We start from the raw sequence: 22,188 nt of genomic DNA, 5'->3' as shown, positions 1-22,188 counted from the left end.
GACGCCCCAGAATGCTCCCCTTACGCCTAAACCCGGCGCATTCCTAGGCGTCCGGGTTTACCCCGAAGGGGTGCGCACCCGCCGCCAGATCACCCGCGCCACCGAGTGCGGCAAGGCAACCACTTCCCGCGCGTAGTTCTTCAGCCGGGAGCGCGCCGGCGTGGGCGCCGCGATCACCTCGACGGGGATGCCCAGGTGCCAGGCCCACACTCGGGTGCGCAGGACGTGGAAGCTGTTGGTGACCACGGTCAGGCGGGCGGCCTCGGGGCACAGCGTGCGGGAGTTCTCCAGGTTCTCGTTCGTCGAGCGGGCCGCCGTCTCAAGCGTGATGGCCCACTGCGGCACCCCGCGGGCGACGAGCCACGCGGCCATCGCCCCGGCCTCCTCGAAACCGCTGACGATCATCTCCCTCTCAGGCTCGGAGCGCCACAGGGACAGGGCCGTCGACAAGCGGGCAGCAAGCATCCGCGAGGGGCGCCCGTCGATGACGCGGGCGCCGAGCACGACGATTGGGTCCTTACTCACCCATCAACCGCGCGCGCAGGGCCTCGTCCTTGCGCTCCACCTCGGCGGCCATCGTGCGCTGGTAGTCCACCATTTTGTCCAGCACGGCCCCGTTGGAAGTCCCGATGATGCGCGCGGCAAGCAGGCCCGCGTTCTTCGCCCCGCCGATAGAGACCGTGGCGACGGGCACGCCGGCCGGCATCTGCACGATGGACAGCAGCGAATCGAGACCGTCGAGGTCCTTGAGCGCGCGCGGCACGCCGATCACCGGCAGCGGGGTCGCCGCGGCGACCATCCCGGGCAGATGGGCCGCGCCGCCCGCGCAGGCGATGATCGCGCGCAGCCCACGGCTGTGCGCACCCTTGGCGTAGGCCAGCATCTTGTCCGGGGTGCGGTGCGCGGAAACCACACCAACCTCGAAGGGGATGCCGAACTCGGCGAGGACCTCGGCGGCCGGGGCGACGGTGTCCCAGTCAGAATCGGAGCCCATGATCAGGCCAACTAAAGGCTGCATCTCTACTTCCATTCCGCGTTGATGATGTAGTGGGCGGCGTCCTCGGCCACCTCTAAGGCGCGCTCGAACGAGTCGGCGGCCACGTTAACATGGCCCATCTTGCGCCCCGGGCGGTAGCTCTTGCCGTAAAGGTGGATCTTCGCCTCCGGGTATTTGCGCATGACGTCCGCCACGCGCTCGGCCATCGGCGTTTCTGGGTCCGCGTCGCCGCCCAGGGTGTTGACCATCACGGTCACCGGGGCAGTCGGTGCGGTGGATCCCAGCGGCCAGTCCAGCACTGCGCGCAGGTGCTGCTCGAACTGCGAGGTGACGCAGCCGTCCTGGGTCCAGTGGCCGGTGTTGTGCGGGCGCATCGCCAGCTCGTTGACCAGGACTCCGTCGGCGGTTTCGAACAGCTCGACGGCGAGCACGCCGGTGACGTCGAGCTCCTCGGCGATGCGGATCGCTAGGTCGCGGCAGTAGCGGGCGCGCTCGTCGGAAAGCTCCGGCGCCGGCGAAATGGCCACCCGGCAGATCCCGCCGTCCTGGCGCGACTCCACCACCGGCCACGCCTCGACCTGGCCCGAGCGGTTGCGCGCCACCATGGCCGAGAGCTCGCGCACGAACGCGACCTTAGACTCGGCGTAAAGCCCCACGTCCTGCGCCAAAATTGTTGCCACCTGCTCGGCGAGCTCCTCGCGCGTCTCGGGGAACCACACCCCGTGCCCGTCGTAGCCGCCGCGGGTGGCCTTCAAGCACACTTGACCGTCGACCTCGTCGAAGAAACGGGAGGCGTCGTCGACCGAGGTGATCGCCGCGAACGGGGGCACCGGCAGCCCGAGCTCGCGTAGGCGAGTGCGCTGCTCGAGTTTGTCCTGGGCGTAAATCAGCGCCTCGGGGCGGGGCTCGACGGCCACGCCGGCGTCGATAAGCGAATGCAGGTGCTCGTTGGGGACATGCTCGTGGTCGAAGGTGACCGCGGTGGCGTCGGCCGCGGTGGCCTCAAGGTCCGCGAGGTTGTGGTAGTCACCGAGGCGAACGTCGCCGAATACCTGCGCCGCCGAGGCCTCGCGGCTGCCCGCAAGCACGCGCGGGGCGAGCCCCAGCTCAATGGCCTCGGTGTGCATCATGCGGGCGAGTTGGCCGTCGCCGATGACGGCGACGATGGGCGTTCCGTAAGCATCATTCACGCCCACCCACTCTAGCGCCCGCGGTGCGGTCAGTAGCGACGCGCCTGAGCGATCTGGCCATGGAGGATCCGCTCCACCTTGCGGCTGCGGCCGACCTCCGGGAAGTACAGCGGGCGCTCGAAGCCGTACACCGCCAGCGAGATCCCGCCCCGGTCGCGGTGCGCCGAGTGAATCTGGCCGAACGGAATGGAGTCGATCGCGCCGCGGCGACTGCGGGCGAGCACGCGGTGGTTGGTGACCACGAAGCGGCGCCGCCTAGATGTCGCCAGCGGCCAGCAAAACCGCACCACACCCACGATGGCCCAGATGAGCACAATCAGGTTGCGCAGGCCCGACGAGATGCCGTTCGCGTCCATCCACCCAATCGCCATCCAGCACACGGCGGTGATGACGACGAGTTCGAGCAGGGGGAAAATCAGGGTCGTCAACGGGCTCGTCGTGTCCGCGAGAACAACTTCACCCCTGGCCAGTCGCAGGCCCCGATTGTCTACCACGGCTGACGATGTTAGTTCGCCGGGCGCAGGTGGGTCACATCTCCGGCGCTGTACGCGGTGCCGTCGATGAGGATTTCGCCGGCGGCGGTGACGTCGTCGACCGTTCCCTCGACGTCGTCGCCGTGGCGCTCAAGGCGCACCGTTTTGCCGATGGTGGAGCACACCGCGCGGTAGTCCTCCAGCAGCTTTTCGTCGCCGGTCTGCCACTGCTCCAGGCGCGTGGCCAGGGCGCGCAGCAGGTCGATGGTGAACTCGTCGAAGTTGATCTGGATGCCCTCGAGGTTGAGCGAGGTCGCGCCCGCCACCGGCAGGTCCTCGGCGCGCCAGTAAACATTGATGCCGATGCCCACCACAACGCGGCGGGTGTCGCCGGCGATGTCGGCCTCGGAGAGGATGCCCGCGAACTTCTTTCCACTGAGCAGGGCGTCGTTGGGCCACTTCAACTCGGCCTCGGGCACGACGTCCGTGACAGCGAGGCCGGCGGCGAGAGAGGCGAGGCCCAGGTTGTCGGCGGTGGGGGCGTCGACAAGCACGCTCAGCGCGAGGATCGAGCCGGCCGGCGAGACCCACTCGCGGCCCATCCGGCCTTTGCCCGCTGTCTGCTCGTCGGCGATGAGCACACTTCCCGGCGTGCCGCTCGCCAGCAGCTGCGTGTTGGTGGAGTCGGTCGACGCGACCCAGTTCACGTCCGCCCAGGAGTCGGCGACCTCGGTGGCGATGCGTTGGATGTCCTTGACTGTCATGGCCTCAAGCATATTGCTTATCGACGCCTCAGCGCCCCCTGCAGTGATGTTTAAGATAAGACCATCGGAAAAGCGATCGCAGTTATCGCCCTATACACGGCCGGGATGGCCGCGGGGCTGTACTACGTCAGGAATTTCCGTGGCGTGGAGTACGCCGACCCCGCGTTTATCCAAACCTTCTTCTGGGTGCTCGTCGTTTTGGCCTCGGCGACCGTGGCCTACTGCCTGGTGTTTCGTGAGGAGGCGGCGATCCCGTGGGAGCGTGCGCGTCGCTGGGGCGCGTACGCGATTGTGATGGTGCCTTTGGTTGTTTTGCTCGCCGTCGCGTTGGTGACGGTACCCCCGGGCGTCGCGTTGATCGGGTTTGCGTTGGTTGCCATTGGCGAGGAGGTGGCGTTTCGGCAGGTCTTCTTCGGCGCTCTGCTCAAACGCAGCGCCGCGGCTGGCGGGGGTGTGATCGGCGCGGTTGTCGGCTCGGCGCTCGCGTTTTCTGCGCTCCACGCCGTCAGCGTTCTCGGCGGGCGCACCGCGACGCAGGTGGCGAGCCAGATGCTGATCATCTTCCTCGCCGGGATCGTCTTCGCCTGCCTGTTCCTGAGCACGAAAAGCCTGGTAGCGGTCATTGCCTTCCACTGGATCTGGGACGCACTGGTGTCGGTGCCCTCGGACGACGCGTCGTATCTGACCTGGGCGATGCCGCTGTGCATGTTGTCTCAGACCGTCGTCGGGCTTGTTTTGCTGTGGCGGTTCCGCACGTGCGCGGCGAGCGCGTTTCTGGCTCAGCTGCGGGTCGGGGTGGGCGCTGTCGGGCGGTAGTTTCGTGCCAGGCGCTCGTTCTGTTGGCTCGGTGGTGTTTTGTCGCGGCTCGGGCTTTACGACGGGTGCGGGGGCCTGCTCCAGGGTTTTGGCGGCTGCGCAGTTTGTACCGCGCAATGTGGCGATTCGGGATGGCAAAGTCCCTGTTCGCGACAGTGACGTTTGCGTAAATTGCGCAGTGCACAATGCGCAGTCGCCGCACCGCGGTTCGGGTTGTACACGGGAGCAAAGGCCTGCCACCGGATCCTCGCGACTGCGCAGTTTGTACTGCGCAATGTTGCGATTCCGAACAGCAAAGTCCCAGCTCGCGAAGGCGCCCCCTGGCTAAATTGCGCAGTGCACAATGCGCAATCGCTGCACCCCAGCAACGACGACTAGGAGCTGCACGCGACACCGGCCGCGTAAGACGAAAGACAAATGCCCGTTATAAACGAACCCCCTCACCCCACGACGCACACCGCGATGGCGTAGTCGCCGTCGTGGGATAGGGACAGCGATGTTGCCGCCGGCGCCGCGTCGACAAGCGAGCCGCGCAGCGCAATCGTAACGCGGCCAAACGCGTCCGCGACCACCTCGATGTCGCTGAAATCGACGTCGGAGTGCGCGGGCGGCGACCCGTAGCGCGACTGCGCCCACGCCTTGATGTAGGCCTCCTTCGCCGCCCACCGCGCGGCTAGCGACGCGACGGGCGAGGGCTTGGCCGCACACTCGCGCCGCTCCCTCTCCGTAAACACGCGCGTAAACGTCGAGCCAGAGACGTCCAGCTGCGACGCAAACGCCGAAATCTGGACGATATCGGTGCCGACATGCATTGGGCCCACTCTCCTTGCCTATCCAAAAAACGTGTTGTAAATCACATCTACGCGAACACCCAGTATAAACGCTTAACTTACCCGACAGTAAGCTACGTTCCGGTAAGTGCACCGGAGGATGACTACCACCCCGCATTATTGTGCGCCGTATGACGATTTCGCCGTACAAACCGGTCGAGCGGCTCGCCACGGCGCCCCGCACGACGGCAGACAAGATCGCCGATCTGCTCGCCCGCCGCGAGGAATCGCAGGCGCCGCTGGGCAGCGCAGCCCACGAGAAGGTCCGGGCCGCCGGGAGGATGACCGCGCGCGAGCGGCTGGATTACCTCCTCGATGAAGACTCCTTCGTCGAAACCGGCCAGCTCGCGCGCCACCGCACCCACGATTTCGGCATGTTCTCCAAGCGTCCCGTCACCGACGGCATCATCACCGGCTTCGGCACCATCGACGGCCGCGAGGTCTGCATCTTCTCCCAGGACGGCACCGTCTTCGGCGGCGCGTTGGGCGAGGTCTACGGCGAGAAAATGGTCGCGCTCCAGGAGCTCGCCGTGACCACAGGCCGACCGCTGATTGGCCTCTACGAGGGCGCTGGGGCCCGCATCCAAGACGGTGCCGTGTCCCTGGACTGGATCGCCGCCACGTTCCGCCTCAACGTCAAGGCCTCGGGCGTCGTCCCGCAGATCTCGGTGATCATGGGCGCCTGCGCCGGCGGCAACGCCTACTCCCCCGCCCTGACCGACTTCGTGGTCATGGTGGACAAGACATCGAAGATGTTCGTCACAGGCCCCGACGTGATCAAAACGGTCACCGGCGAGAACATCACGCAAGAGGAGCTCGGCGGCGCTTGGACCCACATGGGCAGCGCCGGCAACTGCCACTACGTCGCCGCCAGCGACGCCGACGCCCTCGACTGGGTCGGCGACCTCGTCGGCTACCTTCCCAGCAACAGCCGACTGAACGCGCCGGCGGAGTACGCCGAGCCCGACACCGAGATCAGCGACCTCGACCGCGAGCTGGACTACATTATTCCCGACAACGTCTCGCAACCCTACGACGTGCGCGAGGTGATCACCCGAATCGCCGACGACGGCGAGTTCATGGAGATCATGGAGCAGCGCGCCGAAAACGTCGTCGTCGCGTTCGGCCGCATCGACGGCGAGGTCGTCGGCTTCGTCGCCAACCAGCCCAGCGTCCTCGCCGGCTGCCTCGACATCGACTCCTCCGCCAAGGCCGCCCGCTTCGTGCGCACCTGCGACGCCTTCAACATCCCGCTCGTGCTGCTTGTCGACGTCCCCGGGTTCCTGCCCGGCGCCGCCCAAGAGCACGACGGCATCCTGCGCCACGGCGCGAAGCTTCTCTACGCCTACGGCGAGGCGACGGTGCCGAAAATCACCGTCACCATGCGCAAGGCCTACGGCGGGGCGTACTGCGTGATGGGGTCGAAGGGCCTCGGCGCAGACGTGAACCTGGCGTGGCCGACCGCCCAGATCGCGGTGATGGGTGCCGCCGGCGCCGTCGGGTTCATCAACCGCAAGGAGATCAAGGCCGCGCGCGACTCCGGGATGGGCGAAGCCGAGCTGGCCGACCTCGTCGCCTCATTCGAGCGCGAGTACGAAGACACCATCCTCAACCCCTACAACGCCGCCGAGCGCGGGCTTATCGACGCCGTCATCCTGCCTTCGGAAACCCGCACGACCATCGCCGCCAACCTGCGCCTTCTGCGCGGAAAAACTGTGGCGCGCCCGGCGCGCAAGCACGGCAACATCCCCCTCTAGAGCCGATAAGGACTTTCACAGCAATGAAGAACCTCACCCCGTTGACCAGCATGACCTCGCCCGCCGTAATCTTCCAAGGCCAGGGTACCAACTGGCAGCTTGCGCTGGCCGACGCCGCCGCGACCCCCATGACCCACGCGCGCCTGAACTCGCTTCTTGATGCTGCCCGCAGCGTAACCGGACCAATCGCCCGTCCCCTGGCCTCGAGCGTTCCGGGCATCGTTGAGCGTCTGCGCGCGATCATGGACCCCGACCAGGCCACCGCGGCCAACGACGTTGACCGCCTCCCCGCCATGTCCGTGCCCGGCATCGTGCTTGCCCAGATCGCGGCCACGGACCAGCTGCGCGGGCTGGGGCTCGACATCGACTCCGCCGCCCTCGCCGGGCACTCCCAGGGCAGCCTCGGCGTGGCCGCCGCGTCGCACCCCGAGCACGCGCTCGCATTCGCGTTCATCCTCGGCGCGGCCGCATCCGCCACCTCCAGCGGGCGCGATGCCCGCTCCCGCATGCTGTCCGTGCGCGGCATCCACCGTGGTGACCTGGACCGCTTCCTGGGTACCCAGCCCGCCGTCGCCAACGGCCCCCGCCACGTCGTGTTTTCGGGCGAGCCCGCCGAGCTGGAGGCTGCTGTATCAGCGATCAACGCCGCCGCGGCCGAGTTCAACGCGAGGCTGGAGGCCGCCGAGTTCGGCGGCTCGGAGATGAACCCGGTCTACGATTTCCTTCCCGTCGCCTACCCCTTCCATAACGAGGGCAACGAGGACGCCGTCGAGCTGGCCGTCAAGTGGGCGCAGGCCTGCGGGATCGATCTCGGCGAGACCACCCCGCGCGACTTGGCCCAGGCCATCCTGCACGACCCCCACGACTATCCCGCGCTGGTGCGCGGCCTGCTTGAGCAGGGCGTAAGCCACATCGTCGCGCTCGACCCGGCCGTGGCGAGCATCACCACCAAGCTCGTCGCCGGGGCGGGCGTGCCCGTGATCACCGCGGACAGCGCGACCGCGCGCGACAACCTAGCCCGCCCGGGCGCGCCCGTGCCGGAGGCCGCCGACTACTCCCGCTTCGCGCCCCGCCTGGTGCGCCTCCCCGACGGCGAGACGTACACGCAGACACGCTTTTCCACGCTGACCGGCCTTTCCCCGATCATCCTCGGAGGCATGACCCCGACGTCCGCGGACGGCGAGATCGTCGCCGCGGCCGCCAACGCCGGATATTGGACGGAGCTTGCCGGCGGCGGCATGTACTCCGAAGACGTGTTCACGCAGCACAAGAACACCTTGGTCGAGCACCTGGAGCCGGGGCGCACCGCCCAGTTCAACACCATGTTCTTCGACCGTTTCCTGTGGAACCTGCAGTTCGGTCAGACCCGCATGGTCCCCAAAGCCCGCGCCGCGGGCGCACCGTTCAACGGGGTCTGCATCTCGGCCGGCATCCCCGAGGTCGAGGAGGCCACAGACCTTCTTGCTCAGTTGCGTGCCGACGGCTTCCCCTACATCGCCTTCAAACCGGGTACGACCGCACAGGTCCGCGCGGTGTTGAAGATCGCCGAAGCCAACCCCGACGTGCCCGTCATCCTCATGGTCGAAGACGGCCACGCCGGAGGACACCACTCCTGGGTGGACCTTGACGACATTCTCATCGAGACCTACGGCGAGGTGCGTGAGCACGACAACGCCTATCTCACCGTCGGCGGAGGCGTCTACTCCCCCGAGCGCGCCTCCGAACTCATCACCGGTGACTGGGCGACGCGCTGGGACCTGCCTCTCATGCCGGTCGACGCTGTGTTTATTGGAACCGTCGCCATGGCCACCAAGGAGGCCAAGGCCACCGACTCCGTCAAGGACCTGCTGGTCAACACCAAGGGACTTACCCCGGATGAGAACGGCGGCTGGGTTTCGCGCGGCACCGGGCGCAACGGCGTGGCGTCGTCGCAAAGCCACTTGCTCGCCGACATCCACGACCTCGACAACTCGTTCGCGCGCGCGTCGCGGCTGATCACGAGCCTGTCCATCGAGGAGTACGACGAGCGCCGCGACGAGATCATCGAGGCCCTGTCGAAGACCTCGAAGCCGTTCTTCGGCGACATTGAAACCATGACCTACGCGGAGTGGGTCAACCGGTTCGTCGAGCTCGCCTACCCGTTCACGGATTCCTCGTGGGACAAGCGCTTCCTCGCGGTGCTGCAGCGCGTCGAGGCGCGCCTGAACCCCAGCGACCACGGCGAGATCGAGTCGCTGTTTGAGCTGGGGGTGGACGCGCGTGAGGGCGTCGATAAGCTGCTGGCTGCCTACCCTGTCGCGCACGAGGTCAAGGTCTCCCCGCGCGATGCCGCGTGGTGGTTAGCGCTGCACTACGCCTACCCGAAGCCGATGCCGTGGGTGCCCGCGATCGACGGGGACTTGAAGGTCTGGTTTGGCAAGGACACGCTGTGGCAGGCCCAGGACCCCCGCTACACTGCCGACCAGGTCCGCATCATCCCCGGCCCCGTCGCGGTCGCGGGAATCACCAAGAAGAACGAGCCCGTCGCCGAGCTCCTCGGCCGCTTCGAGGCCGCCACGACGCACTCGCTTCTCGACGCCGGCGTCACCGCCACCGAGCGCTTCTCCCGCCTCGCCGACGCCACCAGTGTCGAGGAGTACCTCAAGGCCGCCCCGACACTGGTCTGGCACGGCCACCTGATGGACAACCCCGCCTACACGATGGATTCGGATGCTTTCGAGATCGTCGAGGAGGCCGACGGCTGGGTGATCCGCATCGTCACCGACTCCTACTGGGACAACCTGCCTGAGGACCAGCGCCCCTTCTACGTGCGTGACGTGACCATCCCGATCGACCTGCCCGCGGGTGTCGCCACCGGCGCGTCCCCGGTCGTGTCCGACGAGCGTCTGCCGAAGTCCGTCTACGACCTGCTCGCCGGCCTGGCGGGCGTGGGCTCGACCTCCGAGACCGGCGACGACATTGCCGATATGCCCTCGCTTGTCGACGGCATCGCCCACGCCTCGTTCACCTTCCCCGCTTCCCTGCTCGCCGCGCACACCGCGGTGACTGGCGCCGCGCTCGGCGAGGACGTCGTGGCGGGCACCCCGGACGTGCTCGTTGGGCCGTGCTGGCCGGCGATCTACACCGCGCTTGGTTCCGGCATGCTGCCCGACGGCTTCCCCGTCATCGAGGGCCTGCTCAACGCCGTGCACCTCGACCACCTCATCGACCTGCGTGTGCCGCTGCGCGAGCTTGCGAACGGCCGCACCATCGACGTGGCCTCGCACTGTAGCTCGATTGAGGAGTCCTCCGCCGGGCGCATCGTCACCGTCGAACTCGAGCTCTCCTCCGGCGGCGAGGTCGTGGCCACCCAGATGCACCGCTTCGCCATCCGCGGCCGCGCGACCGTGGCCACCCCTCCCGTGCCCGCCCCGCAGTTCGGCGGCGGCGCCGACGCGGATGCTGTGGAGGCCACCCCGCGCTCGTTTGTGGACCGCGCCGTGGTCACAGCCCCGCACGACATGACCCCGTTCGCGCTGGTGAGCGGCGACTACAACCCGATCCACACCTCCTACAACGCCTCTGGGCTCGTCGGACTGAGCGCGCCGCTGGTGCACGGGATGTGGCTCTCCGCCACCGCCCAGCACGTCGCCGGGCGCCACGGCGAGGTGACCGGCTGGACGTACAACATGTACGGCATGGTGCAGCTCGATGACGTCATCGAGATCACCGTCGAGCGCGTCGGGCGCGTGGGCATCCGCCCGGCGCTCGAGGTGACCTGCCGCATCGGCGGCGAGGTGGTCTCACGCGGCCAGGCGCTTCTGGCGCAGCCGCGCACCGCCTACGTCTACCCGGGCCAGGGCGTGCAGGCCGAGGGCATGGGTGCGGGAGATCGCCAGGCCAGCCCCGCCGCGCGCGAGATATGGCGCCGCGCCGACCGTCACACCAGGACCAACCTGGGCTTTTCCATCCAGCGCATCGTGGATGAGAACCCGACCGAGATCACGGTGCGCGGCGAGGTGTTCAAGCACCCGAATGGCGTGCTGCACCTGACCCAGTTCACCCAGGTGGCCCTGGCCGTGGTGGCGTACGCGCAGACCGAGCGGCTGCGCGACGCGAACGCGCTAGCCACCGGCGCGATGTTCGCCGGGCACTCGCTGGGCGAGTACACGGCGCTTGCGTCACTCGGCGGGATTTTCGACCTCGAGGCCGTGATCGACATCGTCTACTCGCGCGGCTCCGCGATGGGTTCGCTCGTGCCGCGCGATGCCGAGGGCAACTCCGACTACGGCATGGGTGCGCTGCGCCCGAACATGATCGGTGTGGCACCGGGTGACGTCGTCGATTACGTCGCCTCGGTGGCACATGCCGCCGGGGAGTTTTTGGAGATTGTCAACTACAACATCTCCGGCCAGCAGTACTCTGTGGCCGGAACCAAGCGCGGCCTCGCCGCCCTGGCCCAGGCCGCCAACGGTGTGCGCGAGCGCGCGTTCGTCACCGTGCCGGGCATCGACGTGCCCTTCCACTCCCGCGTGCTGCGCGACGGCGTGCCGGCCTTCGCCCAGAAGCTCGATGAGCTGCTGCCCGCCGAGATCGACGTGGCCACCCTCGAGCACCGCTACGTGCCCAACCTGGTCGCCCGGCCCTTCGAGCTGTCCCAGGACTTCATCGACGCCGTCACCGCCGAGGTCCCTTCAGAGCGCCTCGCCGGAGTCACGGTGGACAACACTCCCGCAGGCGAGCTCGCCCGCATCCTCCTCATCGAGCTTCTGGCCTGGCAGTTCGCCTCGCCGGTGCGCTGGATTGAAACGCAGGACCTGCTCATCGGGCGCGTCGATCAGCTCATCGAGGTCGGCCTCGCTGCCTCGCCGACGCTGACCAACCTGGCCAAGCGCGAGATGGACGTGATCGGCCGCCACATCCCGGTGCTCAACGTCGAGGCGAGCCAGGACACCGTCATGCTAGCGGACTCCATCGCCGCGCCCGAACCGGAGGAGGCGAATCAGCCGGAGCAGCCTGGGCAGGCGGAGGAGGTTGAGCCCGCCACCGCTCCCGAGCCTGCGGCAGCCGCGCCCTCCCCGTCTTCCACTCCCGCTCCCGCTGCGGCCGGCGGCTCGCCCATCACCGACCTCCCGTTTAGCGCCGCTGACGCCATCGACGTGCTCTTCGCGTTCCAGAATAAGATCCGCGTGGAGCAGATCACCGGCTCCGACACCATCGAGGAGCTCACGGGCGGGGTGTCGTCGCGACGCAACCAGCTGCTCATGGACATGTCCGCCGAGCTTGGGGTGCCCGCCATCGACGGCGCCGCCGAGGCGGACGTGACCACGCTGCGCGAGCGCGTGAGAACCGCCGCGCCCGGTTACGCCCCCTTCGGCTCCGTGCTCTCCGAGGCAATCGGCGCGCGCCTGCGCCAAGTTCTCGGTGTGGCAGGGCTTAAACCCGCACACGTCGGCGACCACGTCACCGGCACCTGGGCGCTGCCCGCGTCCTGGGTTCCCCACGTCGAGGCGGAAATCCTGCTGGGCACCCGCCAGGAGGAGTCGGTGCGCGGCGGCGCCCTCGGCACTCTGCCCGGCGCGTCTTCGAAGTCCGAGGTGAACGCGCTTATCGACGCCGCCGTGGCCAACGTCGCCGCCCGCCACGGCATCAACGTCAGCCCGGCAAAGGCAGGTGGCGCCTCCGGCGGCGCAGTGGTCGACTCCGCAGCCCTCGAGGCCTACCGCGACGAGGTGACCGACACGCTGGTGACCACCGCGCGCACGCTGCTGGCCAAGCTCGGCGTCGGAGACGAGCACGCCGAAATCGAAGCACCCGACACCACCGTCCTCGAAACCGTCGAGGCCGAGCTGGGCGCCGGCTGGGTCTCGCAGGTCACCCCCCGCTTCGACGCGCGCAAGGCCGTGTTTTTCGACGACCGCTGGGCCCAAGCGCGCGAGGACCTCGCCCGCGTGGCCCTGGGCGAGGCGGACATTGCGGTGGAGCGCTTCCGCGGCACCGGGCAGACTGTGGCGGAGCAGGCACAGTGGTACGCGGATAACGGCTACTCCGGCCCGCTGGCGGAGATCGCGCAGGCCGCCGCCGAGGACTTTAGCGGCGAGTTTTCCGGCGAGATTGCCCTGGTTACGGGTGCCGCGCCCGGTTCCATCGCGACTGCTCTTGTCGAGCGCCTGCTCGCTGGGGGCGCCACCGTGGTCATGACTGCCTCGAACGTGAGCCAGGCACGCAAGGAGTTCGCGCGCACCCTCTACCGCGACAACGCCGTCGCGGGTGCTGCGCTGTGGCTCGTGCCCGCCAACTTGTCGAGCTACCGCGACATCGACGCGCTCATCGCCTGGCTCGGCGAGGAGCAGAAGGAGACCGTGGGCAAGGACGTGCGCGTGAACAAGCCCCGGCTGATCCCCACCCTGGCCTTCCCATTCGCCGCGCCGAGCGTGTCCGGATCCCTGGCGGAGGTCGGCGGCAACGCCGAGACCCAGGCCCGTCTGCTGCTGTGGTCGGTCGAGCGCACGATCGCGGGCCTTGCCGAGCTCGCCCAGAACTCCGACGCACCACGACGCACCCACGTCGTGCTGCCGGGCTCGCCAAACCGCGGCACCTTCGGCGGCGACGGCGCCTACGGCGAGGTCAAGGCGGCGCTTGACGCGGTGGTGAACAAGTGGTCGGCCGAGACCGGTTGGCCCGAGGGAGTGACCCTGGCCCAGGCGCGCATCGGCTGGGTCGCAGGCACCCACCTGATGGGCAGCAATGACGCACTCGTCCCAGCGGCCCAGGCCGCGGGCGTGCACGTGTGGACCCCGGAGGACATTGCCGTTGAGCTGCTCGGGCTTGCCACCCGCGAGGCCCGCGCGAAGGCCACGGAAGCGCCGCTCGACCTCGATCTCACCGGCGGGCTCGACGACATGGACGTCTCGATCGCCGAGCTTGCCCGCACCAGCGCCGCGCCGGCTGCTGAAGGGGAGGCGTCGGGGGAGGCGTCGATAAGCAAGGCGATTAAGGCCCTGCCGAACCTGGCCAACCCCTCCCAGCCCGCCGGGGTTGAGGTGGGCGAGGTTACCTGCCCGCTGGATGAGATGATCGTGATCTGCGGCGTCGGCGAGGTCTCCTCGTGGGGCTCGGGCCGCACCCGCCGCGAAGCCGAATACGCCATCCGCCGCGACGGCGACGTCGACCTCACCGCCGCCGGCGTGCTCGAGCTCGCGTGGATGACCGGCCTGGTGCGCTGGGCCGAGGATCCCAACCCGGGCTGGTTCGACGCCGAGGGCACGGCGATCGCTGAGGAGGACATCTACGAGCGCTTCCGCGATGAAGTCGTGGCGCGGGCCGGCGTGCGCGAGCTAAGCGACAAGTACTTCCTCACCGACCGCGGCTCGATCGACCTCACCGAGGTCTTCCTCGACCGCGACGTCACGTTCACCGTGGCCAACGAAGAGGAGGCGCGCTCCTACGAAGAGGCCGACCCCGCCAAGACGGTGGTGCGCAACGTCGACGGTGAGTGGAGCGTGACCCGCCTCGCCGGGGCGAAGGCAGCGCTGCCGCGCAAGGCGACCTTGACCCGCACCGTGGCCGGGCAGATGCCGGACGACTTCGACCCGGCAGCCTGGGGTATTCCGGCGCAAATGGTTGACAACATGGACCGCATTGCGGTGTGGAACTTAGTCACCGCCGTCGACGCGTTCGTCTCCGCCGGCTTTACCCCAGCTGAGCTGATGCAGGCCGTCCACCCGGCGGACGTCGCCTCGACCCAGGGCACCGGCATCGGCGGCATGGAGTCGCTGCACAAGGTGTTCGTCTCCCGCCTGCTGGGACATGAGCGCCAATCCGACATCCTGCAGGAGGCACTGCCGAACGTCGTCGCTGCGCACACCATGCAGTCTCTGGTGGGCGGTTACGGTTCGATGATCCACCCTGTCGGTGCGTGCGCTACCGCGGCGGTCTCCGTCGAGGAGGCCGTGGACAAGATCGCGGTAGGCAAGGCCGACTTTGTCGTCGCCGGTGGCATCGACGATGTCCAGGTCGAATCCTTGCAGGGCTTTGGCGACATGAACGCCACCGCGGAAACCGCGGCGATGCGCGCTAAGGGCATCTCCGACCGGTTCATCTCCCGGGCCAACGACCGCCGGCGCGGTGGGTTCCTCGAGGCCGAGGGCGGCGGCACGGTGCTCGTGGCCCGCGCCTCGCTGGCCGCCGAGCTCGGCCTGCCGGTCTACGCGGTGATCGCCTACGCCACCTCTTTCGGCGACGGCGCGCACACCTCCATCCCGGCCCCTGGCCTGGGTGTGCTGGCCGCCGCGCGCGGCGGAGAGTCATCGCGCTTGGCACGCTCGCTGTCCGCGCTCGGGCTTGCGCCTGACGACGTCACAGTGCTGTCCAAGCACGACACCTCCACCAACGCCAACGACCCGAACGAGTCGGAGCTGCACTCGCTGCTGTGGCCTGCGATCGGCCGCGACGAGCGCACGCCGATGTACGTGATCTCCCAGAAGACGCTCACGGGCCACGCGAAGGCGGGCGCGGCGCTGTTCCAAATTGGCGGGCTGATCGACGTGTTGGCCACTGGCCGCATCCCCGCCAACGCATCACTTGACTGCGTCGATCCCCTGGTCGGCGAGAAGGCGCGCAACCTGGTGTGGTTGCGCTCCCCCTTGTCGCTCGGGGCGGGTGCGGTGAAGGCCGCGGCGCTGACCTCGCTCGGCTTCGGCCACGTCGGCGCGCTCGTGGTACTCGCCCACCCGGGCGTGTTCGAGGCGGCGCTGTCGGCCTCCGGTGCCTCGGTTTCCGAGTGGCGCGACCGCGCCACCGCCCGACTGCGCGCCGGTGCCGGGCACCTCGAGGCGGGCATGGTGGGCCGCCGGGCTCTGTTTACCCAGGTGGAGAATCGTCGTTTTGTCCCCGGTAACGATCACGACGGCGAAATTGCTCTGCTGCTCGACCCTGGCGCGCGACTTGGGGCAGACGGCATGTACCCGCGGCGTTAGGCGTCCTGACGTGGGAATTCTGTAAGCCGGGCAACCTGTACGCGTGAGGGAGGGTCATTCGATTGCGTCGCCGTGCTGCCGCCGCACCCGTTGTCGGGGTAGCGCGCGGCGCAGCGCGGGCTTGCCACCACAGTATTGATGTCGAACTCTCTATCGCATGTTGAGCGCCCCGGGCATGGGACGCCCGGGGGGGGTGATCTTCAATAGCGGTGCGGAAGCGCACGAGACCGAACTAGGCGATGTCGACATCGAAGAGATCTCGCACGATTCTTTTTGGAGAGAGAGCGCGCTCGCCGAGGAGCAATCGTCTTATGCTCCCGACAGCAGCAACGAAGGCCAGCGCAGTGTGCTCGATCGGCCACGACTACTTAAAACCGAGTGGCGCGAGCTGCCTTCTACCCCGCGGATCACCGTCGGGTATCACGTCTTTAAACCTGCAGGGCAGGGGTCAAAGCTCCACGGAGAGTGGACCTTCAGAAGTCCCCTCGTGTGGATCGGCTAATAAGGACCCCTCCCCATCACCGACTCACAAGCCCTGATCAACGCCGCAGGGAAGCACGGCTAATCCTCGGGATGCAGCACGATTCGGATCGGGTTGCCCACCTTTTTCTCCAGGTGCTCCACAGCTGTCTGCGCCTCAGTCAATGGCAGCGTCTCTGTCACCGAGTCATCGAAATTGACAACACCATTTTTAAGCATTTCAATGATGTCTGACACGCTCCCCGGCTGAGACCCATAGTGACCCAACACTGACTGCTTTTTCATTTGAAATTCCAAGTCATTAGGGATCACCACCTCCTTGCCAGAAATACCTGCCAAAACTAGCGCACCACCGGTGCCAAGAACCTCCAACGCTTGCTTCCGCACGGGCGGAACTCCGGCGAAATCGAAAGCAAAATCTAAGAAATTACCCCCCCGTCGCTTCGGAGACGATCTCTACGAAATTTTCGACCGAGCTATCGATTGCAAGATCCACACCATATTCTTCAGCCCTCTTGCGCGCGGCTTCGGAAGGATCAATAGCGAGGATAGGTTTTGCCCCTTTTGAAATAAGCAGCTTAATTGCGTGAGCACCAAGTCCACCGACCCCCCAGACTCCCACGGCCTTACCCGCACTGACCTGAGCCGTGTATTCGATGGCGGACCAAGGGGTTGAAATCGCATCGGGGACAATCGCCGCTACATCGAAAGGAACCGAATCCGGCAGCTCAATAGCCACGCTTGCTTTTGCGACGATGTATTCCGCCCAACCACCATCAAAATCGATGCCATAGCCATAGGTCTTGCCATCAGCGGAACGGTATCCACTTCGCAGCACTACCCGGTCCCCTTCTTTAAAAGAGGTCACGCCCTCACCAAGGGCCGCTACCATCCCAGCCGTTTCATGACCGAGAGTGACCACATTGCCCTCCAGGTGGGGCGGAGTGAGAGAACCGTCGAGCAGGTGCACATCCGAAAGGCATACTCCGGCGGCCTTAACCTTGACCAGAACCTCGCCGGGCCCCGGCTCAGGAATAGCAATTTCATCAACCCGGAGTTCTCGAACGTCCCCGTCGATATGCATCCGAGCGGCTTTCATGGTGTCAGGCATCACAGGAACCTTTCTAGAATAGAGTCGGTATCAGATCCACCGCACGCGGGGCGCACCACATCCCGACTGCTTACCGCACTGAGTATAACAAAAGCGAGTGAACTACATACGGGAAGCGGGGGCTCCTGGAGATGCATTAATTGCACCCTTTTAATGCCGGCAGCAGAGAACTTCTACGCTCACCCAGAATCCTCTTCGGGCCCTACCGCAGAGAGCAGGTAAGAAATCGTTTCCGCCGCCTAACGTCTCATGCTTGCCGATTACACGGCTGACCCACAAAAAGCTCATCTCTCATCTCCGCAGAGCACAGGCATATCCGATCTCGCCTCTCAAGCGGTATCCAAGCGATAGGACGCGGTTAGGACTCCGTAGCGAAACCATGGGGTTCCACCCGGCACAGAAACGGAATGCCTAAAACCGGATACCCAAAGGCGTATAGATCGCCCACGAGATTGGTCGCACCACATTGGTACGGCGAACTATCTGTTTTTGGGCGTATGACTTTGCGCTCGACGTGGCGTCGGCACGCGCCCCGCCCCATACAATCGTTCGAACGTTCCCGGTGTGGTGTCGCGGTGCGGGGCTACCTTCTGCGCCATGAGCCTTGATTCCTTCGACGCACACCTCGCAGACCTGCTGACCAGGATCCAGGATGCCGATGAGGCAACCAGGTCGTACATGACTCTCCTGACTGCGGTTTGGCCGGCGAACATGTACATGGCGTGGCTGTGGCGGCGCAAACCGTGGTACCTCCAGTTCATCACCATCGCCCGGGTCCCGCTGCAGGTTCCTATGATCCGCGCGGCGTGGGGCATCTACAAGGGCCGCAAGGGTTAGGGCTGATGGTGTCGGCAAATCAGGTGCGTCAGGGGGTCGTCGATAAGCTTGCCGTGCGCGCCCCGGAGTCCTCAATCTGCCCCTCGGAGGTGGCCCGCAAGCTCGGTGGCGACACGTGGCGTGAGCTTATGCCCTTTGTGCGTGAAACCGCAGCTCAGATGGCACGGGAGGGCACAATCGTAGCCACGCAAGGCGACGCGGTCGTGGACGCGGAAGGTGCGAAGGGGCCGATCCGTTTGCGGCGTGGCCCGGGCTGGTAACCCCGTGCGGGGGTAGATGTCTATCGGTGTGCCTACCCTCGGGCGGGACCCATAAACTCCGAGGAATAGGTACACCATAATGGCTGACAACACGATTCCCGGCGCACCGGGAAATCACACCCCCACTGGCTCCGAACCGACCGAACCGACGACCCCGCCCACCCCGAAGGCTGACCAACAGCCGCCCGCCCCCTACTCCCCGACCGGTTGCCCGTTCCACTTCGGCGCGGGCGAGCCCGACCCCCGGGCTCAGCAGGGCGAATTCCTTACCACCGCGCAGGGAACTCGCTTGGGTGAGACCAGCCACTCGCTGCGCGCAGGTACACGCGGTCCGCTGCTTATGCAGGATCACCACTTCCGCGAGAAGATCACCCACTTCGACCACGAGCGCATCCCCGAGCGCGTCGTCCACGCCCGCGGCGCCGCTGCGCACGGTGTTTTCCGATCTAACGGCAAGGCCTCGAAAATCTCCAAGGCAGGCCTGTTCGCCGAGGGCAAGGAAACCCCGGTTTTCTGGCGCTTCTCCACCGTGCTGGGCTCGCGCGGCTCCGCCGATAGTGTGCGCGACACCCGCGGCACGGCCATTAAGTTCTACACCGACGAAGGCACGTGGGACTTGGTGGGCAATAACATCCCGGTGTTCTTCATCCAGGACGCCATCAAGTTCCCTGACGTCATCCATGCCGCCAAGCCGCACCCGGACCGCGAGATCCCGCAGGCGCAGAGCGCGCACGACACCTTCTGGGATTTTGTCGGCCAGCACACCGAAGCGACACACCACACCTTCTGGAACATGTCGGACCGCGGCATCCCGCGCTCCTACCGCATGATGGAGGCGTTCGGCATCCACACCTTCCGCTTCATTAACGAAGCCGGCGAGACCACGCTGGTGAAGTTCCACTTCAAGCCGCGCCTCGGCGTGCACTCCCAGGTGTGGGAGGAGGCGCAGATCGCCGCGGGTGTGGACCCCGACTTCCACCGCCGCGACCTCGCCGATGCCATTGAGGCCGGCGCGTTCCCCGAGTGGGACATGGGCGTGCAGATCTTCCCGGACACCCCGGACCAGATGTTTCAGGGCATTGACCTGCTCGACCCGACGAAGATTGTCCCCGAGGAGCTCGCCCCCGTCGAGATCATCGGCACCGTGACGCTGAACAAGAACCCAGGCAACTACTTCGAAGAGACCGAACAGGTCGCCTTCCACCCGGGCCACCTCGTACCGGGCATCGACGTGACCAATGATCCGCTGCTGCAGGGCCGCCTGTTCTCCTATCTGGACACGCAGATCAGCCGCCTCGGCGGGCCGAACTTCGGCCAGCTGCCGATCAACCGCCCCCACGCCCCGGTGAATGACATGCTGCGCGACGGCATGTACCAACAGGGCGCCCACACCGGCATCGCCCCGTACAAACCCAACACGCTCGACGCCGGCAACCCGACGGAGGCGAGTGTCGCCCAGGGCGCGTTCATTGACGTCCCCCAGCCCGTCGAAGGAGCCATCACGCGCGAGAACCCGGCCTCCTTCGAGGACCACTTTACGCAGCCGCGGATGTTCTACATGTCCCTGACTGACGTGGAAAAGCAACACCTGACCGAAGCATTCTCCTTTGAGCTGGGCAAGTGCTACGAGGAAGCCATCAAGCTGCGTTACCTCGACGTGCTCGCGCAGGTAGATCAGGACCTCGCCGAGGCCGTCGCCGACAACCTCGGCCTGCCGCACCCTGCCAAGGCCGAGGTGGCCAAGGTCGAGCCGTCGCCGGCGCTGTCCCAGCTGGGCAAAACATGGCCTATCGACGGCCGTCAGGTGGCCGTTCTGGTCAGCTCCGCGGGAGATCTCGATGGGCTGGACACGCTCGTCAACGAGCTCTTCGACGCAGGCGTGACACCGCTGATCGTCTCCGACAAGGGCGGCACGCTGCCCGTCGGTGGCACCGAGCTGCCGGTCTCGCGCACCTACCTCACCGCGCGCTCCATCGAGTTCGACGCTGCCGTGGTGATCAACCCGCCGGCCACGCCTGAGGTAGCCACGATGCTCGGCGAGTTTGATCGCCACAAGAAGGCGCTGGTCGTCGTGGGCAACAACGGCACGGCTGCGCTGGACGCGGCGCGCGTGCCGGCCGAGCAGCCCGGTATCGCCGCGGTTGACAACGCTGCCAAGGCCGCCGGCCCCGTCGGCGAGCTGCTCGCAGCGCACCGCGTCTGGGAGCGCTAAACACCCCAGCGCGACAGCGCGCAATAAGGAATGCCCCCGGCCGGCGGCTTGAACTGCTCCCCATTAGTTGGACTGAGAAATCAGTTACCAACTAGTGAGGAGCAGTTTCCATTGAGAGCACGAAGTTCGCTGAGCGAACATCAGCGTGAGCAGCTGGTGGAGTGTTTCGAGCAAGGCATGAGCTACGGAACCGCTGCCAAGACTCTTGGTGTCTCCAAATACGCCGTCCGTACGCTGCGTCGTCGGTTTCAGCTGCATGGCAGGCTATGTCTTGTGGAGAAACCGACAAAGCAGCAGCACTCGTTCGACATCAAGAAGGAAGTTGTCCAACGCCACCTTGCCGGCGAGACAAAGATGGATCTTGCACGCGAGTTTGGCCTGTCGTCAGACCAACTCGTCAAAGATTGGTCCCGGAAATGGCGTAAAGGTGGCGATGACGCGTTAAAACCGAAGCCGAAGGGCAGGCCCAAAGGCTCGTCCGCGCCGAAGAGGCTCACGGAAGAGGAGAAGCTGCGCCGCCAGATCGAGCGGTTGGAAGCGGAAAACGCCTACCTAAAAAAATTGCGGGACTTGAGGAACCAGGGACACGTCTGAAAGTCCAGGCGATCGTCATCCTCAAGTCGCACCACCGCCTGGAGTACCTGCTAGAGGCAGCAGGTATCCCGCGGTCGACGTTCTTCTACCACCAGAAACGACGCGGTGAGCCGGATAGGCATGCTGTGCTCAAAGACGCGATCCGGGAGAGCTTCGAACGCAACAAGCATCGCTACGGCTACCGGCGAGTACTACTGGACCTGCGTAATCAGGGGTGGGTGGTCAACCACAAACTCGTCTACAAACTCATGCATGAGATGGGTCTTCGAGCCAAGGTCCGCCAGCACAGGCCTTACATCTCCTACTCCGGAACCGTCAGCCGCATCGCTGACAACAAGCTCGAGCGCAAATTCACCCCGGATAAGCCAAACACCGTCTTTGTCAGCGATGTCACCGAGTTCAGAATCGCAGGCCGCAAGGTGTATTTGTCGCCGGTGATGGACTTGTTCGACCGCTCAATCGTCGCTCACACCGTGGCTACATCGCCGTCGACAGCATTTACCACCGATTCTTTATCCAAGGCGATCGCAGCGTGTGCACCTGAAACCGGGTGGATGATGCACACCGATCAAGGTTTCCAGTACCAGCACTCGACTTGGCGCAAACTCATTGACGAACACGGTGGTGTTCAGTCGATGTCGCGTAAAGCCAACTGTTACGACAACGCGGTCATGGAGAACTTCTTTGGACACTTGAAAACCGAGATGTACCACGGTGAAGTTTTCGACACGGTCGCAGAGTTCAACCAAGCGATCGACGAGTACATCGGGTGGTACAACACCGAACGCGTCCAACAACGACTAAAGGGTCTGACTCCGATGCAATATCGGAATCAGACCCTTCAACCCCTAACCGCCTAGAATTAAACCAGTCCAACTTTCGGGGGCTAGTTCAGCTCGGCTCGGGGGCA

16 protein-coding genes are annotated in these 22,188 nt (G+C 66.1%); 8 read left to right on the top strand and 8 right to left on the bottom strand.

Annotated features, from left to right (window positions below):
• Nucleotides 1-57: 57 nt before the first annotated feature.
• From RIU96_RS04955 to RIU96_RS04935, 5 genes are read right to left on the bottom strand one after another with little or no spacing between them, the layout of a single operon-like run.
• Nucleotides 58-525, bottom strand: coding sequence for a YdcF family protein (locus RIU96_RS04955; RefSeq protein WP_136652973.1), 468 nt, complete (start codon nucleotides 523-525; stop codon nucleotides 58-60).
• Nucleotides 518-1,018, bottom strand: a complete 501-nt coding sequence (gene purE, locus RIU96_RS04950; RefSeq protein ID WP_136652974.1) for a 5-(carboxyamino)imidazole ribonucleotide mutase — start codon at nucleotides 1,016-1,018, stop codon at nucleotides 518-520. The genes RIU96_RS04955 and purE overlap by 8 nt, the downstream gene beginning before the upstream one ends.
• A 2-nt stretch (nucleotides 1,019-1,020) precedes the next feature.
• A complete protein-coding gene (locus RIU96_RS04945; RefSeq protein ID WP_311205156.1) occupies nucleotides 1,021-2,187 on the bottom strand; it encodes a 5-(carboxyamino)imidazole ribonucleotide synthase in 1,167 nt (388 codons plus the stop codon).
• 29 nt (nucleotides 2,188-2,216) lie between these two features.
• The gene (locus RIU96_RS04940) at nucleotides 2,217-2,681 is read right to left on the bottom strand and encodes a hypothetical protein (protein ID WP_136652976.1); all 465 of its coding nucleotides are present in this window, start codon (nucleotides 2,679-2,681) and stop codon (nucleotides 2,217-2,219) included.
• Nucleotides 2,682-2,692: 11 nt separating this feature from the next.
• Nucleotides 2,693-3,424: a biotin--[acetyl-CoA-carboxylase] ligase gene (locus RIU96_RS04935; protein WP_170228606.1), complete on the bottom strand. Its 732-nt coding sequence runs from the start codon at nucleotides 3,422-3,424 to the stop codon at nucleotides 2,693-2,695.
• 105 nt (nucleotides 3,425-3,529) lie between these two features.
• Between RIU96_RS04935 and RIU96_RS04930 the strand changes: the two genes are divergently transcribed.
• Nucleotides 3,530-4,240, top strand: coding sequence for a CPBP family intramembrane glutamic endopeptidase (locus tag RIU96_RS04930; protein WP_311205155.1), 711 nt, complete (start codon nucleotides 3,530-3,532; stop codon nucleotides 4,238-4,240).
• A 440-nt stretch (nucleotides 4,241-4,680) separates the two neighbouring features.
• On the opposite strand, the gene RIU96_RS04925 is transcribed toward RIU96_RS04930, so the two are convergent.
• On the bottom strand, nucleotides 4,681-5,052 hold the full coding sequence (locus RIU96_RS04925) for a holo-ACP synthase AcpS (protein WP_144690317.1): 372 nt from the start codon (nucleotides 5,050-5,052) through the stop codon (nucleotides 4,681-4,683).
• 149 nt (nucleotides 5,053-5,201) lie between these two features.
• Between RIU96_RS04925 and RIU96_RS04920 the strand changes: the two genes are divergently transcribed.
• The 3 genes from RIU96_RS04920 to RIU96_RS04910 all read left to right on the top strand — a co-directional run bounded on the left by RIU96_RS04920 (nucleotide 5,202) and on the right by RIU96_RS04910 (nucleotide 16,286).
• The gene (locus RIU96_RS04920) at nucleotides 5,202-6,827 is read left to right on the top strand and encodes an acyl-CoA carboxylase subunit beta (protein WP_144822822.1); all 1,626 of its coding nucleotides are present in this window, start codon (nucleotides 5,202-5,204) and stop codon (nucleotides 6,825-6,827) included.
• Nucleotides 6,828-6,850: 23 nt separating this feature from the next.
• Entirely contained in the window at nucleotides 6,851-15,784 is an 8,934-nt protein-coding gene (locus RIU96_RS04915) for a polyketide synthase (protein ID WP_311205154.1), read from the top strand.
• Nucleotides 15,785-15,941: 157 nt separating this feature from the next.
• Nucleotides 15,942-16,286 carry a hypothetical protein gene (locus RIU96_RS04910; RefSeq protein ID WP_144822818.1) on the top strand — a complete coding sequence of 115 codons (345 nt, stop codon included), beginning with the start codon at nucleotides 15,942-15,944 and terminating at the stop codon, nucleotides 16,284-16,286.
• A 59-nt stretch (nucleotides 16,287-16,345) separates the two neighbouring features.
• Here the strand turns inward: RIU96_RS04910 and RIU96_RS04905 are convergent, their stop codons facing one another.
• Nucleotides 16,346-16,651: an MDR/zinc-dependent alcohol dehydrogenase-like family protein gene (locus RIU96_RS04905; RefSeq protein ID WP_311205153.1), complete on the bottom strand. Its 306-nt coding sequence runs from the start codon at nucleotides 16,649-16,651 to the stop codon at nucleotides 16,346-16,348.
• Nucleotides 16,652-16,691: 40 nt separating this feature from the next.
• Complete coding sequence (locus RIU96_RS04900; protein WP_311205152.1) at nucleotides 16,692-17,375, bottom strand: alcohol dehydrogenase catalytic domain-containing protein; 684 nt, start codon at nucleotides 17,373-17,375, stop codon at nucleotides 16,692-16,694.
• A 597-nt stretch (nucleotides 17,376-17,972) separates the two neighbouring features.
• Here RIU96_RS04900 and RIU96_RS04895 point away from each other — a divergent pair.
• The 4 genes from RIU96_RS04895 (at nucleotide 17,973) to RIU96_RS04880 (ending at nucleotide 22,138) form a co-directional block, all read left to right on the top strand.
• Nucleotides 17,973-18,212 (top strand): DoxX-related protein, encoded by a 240-nt coding sequence (locus RIU96_RS04895; RefSeq protein ID WP_144772397.1) that lies wholly within the window; start codon nucleotides 17,973-17,975, stop codon nucleotides 18,210-18,212.
• A gap of 5 nt (nucleotides 18,213-18,217) precedes the next feature.
• Entirely contained in the window at nucleotides 18,218-18,472 is a 255-nt protein-coding gene (locus tag RIU96_RS04890; RefSeq protein ID WP_144317352.1) for a DUF3253 domain-containing protein, read from the top strand.
• A gap of 79 nt (nucleotides 18,473-18,551) precedes the next feature.
• Entirely contained in the window at nucleotides 18,552-20,684 is a 2,133-nt protein-coding gene (locus RIU96_RS04885; RefSeq protein ID WP_144317353.1) for a catalase, read from the top strand.
• 111 nt (nucleotides 20,685-20,795) lie between these two features.
• Nucleotides 20,796-22,138 (top strand): IS3 family transposase gene (locus RIU96_RS04880; protein ID WP_246062663.1). Its coding sequence is split into 2 segments (ribosomal slippage): nucleotides 20,796-21,237 and nucleotides 21,237-22,138, totalling 1,344 coding nucleotides; the frame shifts between segments, so codons are not numbered across the junction.
• Nucleotides 22,139-22,188 lie beyond the last annotated feature (50 nt).

The sequence above is a fragment of the Corynebacterium sp. Z-1 genome (assembly GCF_031844665.1).
GTDB lineage: Bacteria > Actinomycetota > Actinomycetes > Mycobacteriales > Mycobacteriaceae > Corynebacterium > Corynebacterium sanguinis.
The sequence above is the reverse complement of the archived record's forward strand: the minus strand, read 5'-3'. Positions and strand labels throughout refer to the sequence as shown.

What these genes read in the sequence shown, in the direction of transcription:
- RIU96_RS04910 (WP_144822818.1), top strand. Translation starts at nt 15,942, where the DNA reads ATGTTGAGCGCCCCGGGCATGGGACGCCCGGGGGGGGTGATCTTCAAT.
- RIU96_RS04920 (WP_144822822.1), top strand. Translation starts at nt 5,202, where the DNA reads ATGACGATTTCGCCGTACAAACCGGTCGAGCGGCTCGCCACGGCGCCC.
- RIU96_RS04890 (WP_144317352.1), top strand. Translation starts at nt 18,218, where the DNA reads ATGGTGTCGGCAAATCAGGTGCGTCAGGGGGTCGTCGATAAGCTTGCC.
- RIU96_RS04915 (WP_311205154.1), top strand. Translation starts at nt 6,851, where the DNA reads ATGAAGAACCTCACCCCGTTGACCAGCATGACCTCGCCCGCCGTAATC.
- RIU96_RS04925 (WP_144690317.1), bottom strand. Translation starts at nt 5,052, where the DNA reads ATGCATGTCGGCACCGATATCGTCCAGATTTCGGCGTTTGCGTCGCAG.
- RIU96_RS04935 (WP_170228606.1), bottom strand. Translation starts at nt 3,424, where the DNA reads ATGACAGTCAAGGACATCCAACGCATCGCCACCGAGGTCGCCGACTCC.
- RIU96_RS04895 (WP_144772397.1), top strand. Translation starts at nt 17,973, where the DNA reads ATGAGCCTTGATTCCTTCGACGCACACCTCGCAGACCTGCTGACCAGG.
- purE (WP_136652974.1), bottom strand. Translation starts at nt 1,018, where the DNA reads ATGCAGCCTTTAGTTGGCCTGATCATGGGCTCCGATTCTGACTGGGAC.
- RIU96_RS04885 (WP_144317353.1), top strand. Translation starts at nt 18,552, where the DNA reads ATGGCTGACAACACGATTCCCGGCGCACCGGGAAATCACACCCCCACT.
- RIU96_RS04930 (WP_311205155.1), top strand. Translation starts at nt 3,530, where the DNA reads ATGGCCGCGGGGCTGTACTACGTCAGGAATTTCCGTGGCGTGGAGTAC.
- RIU96_RS04900 (WP_311205152.1), bottom strand. Translation starts at nt 17,375, where the DNA reads ATGCCTGACACCATGAAAGCCGCTCGGATGCATATCGACGGGGACGTT.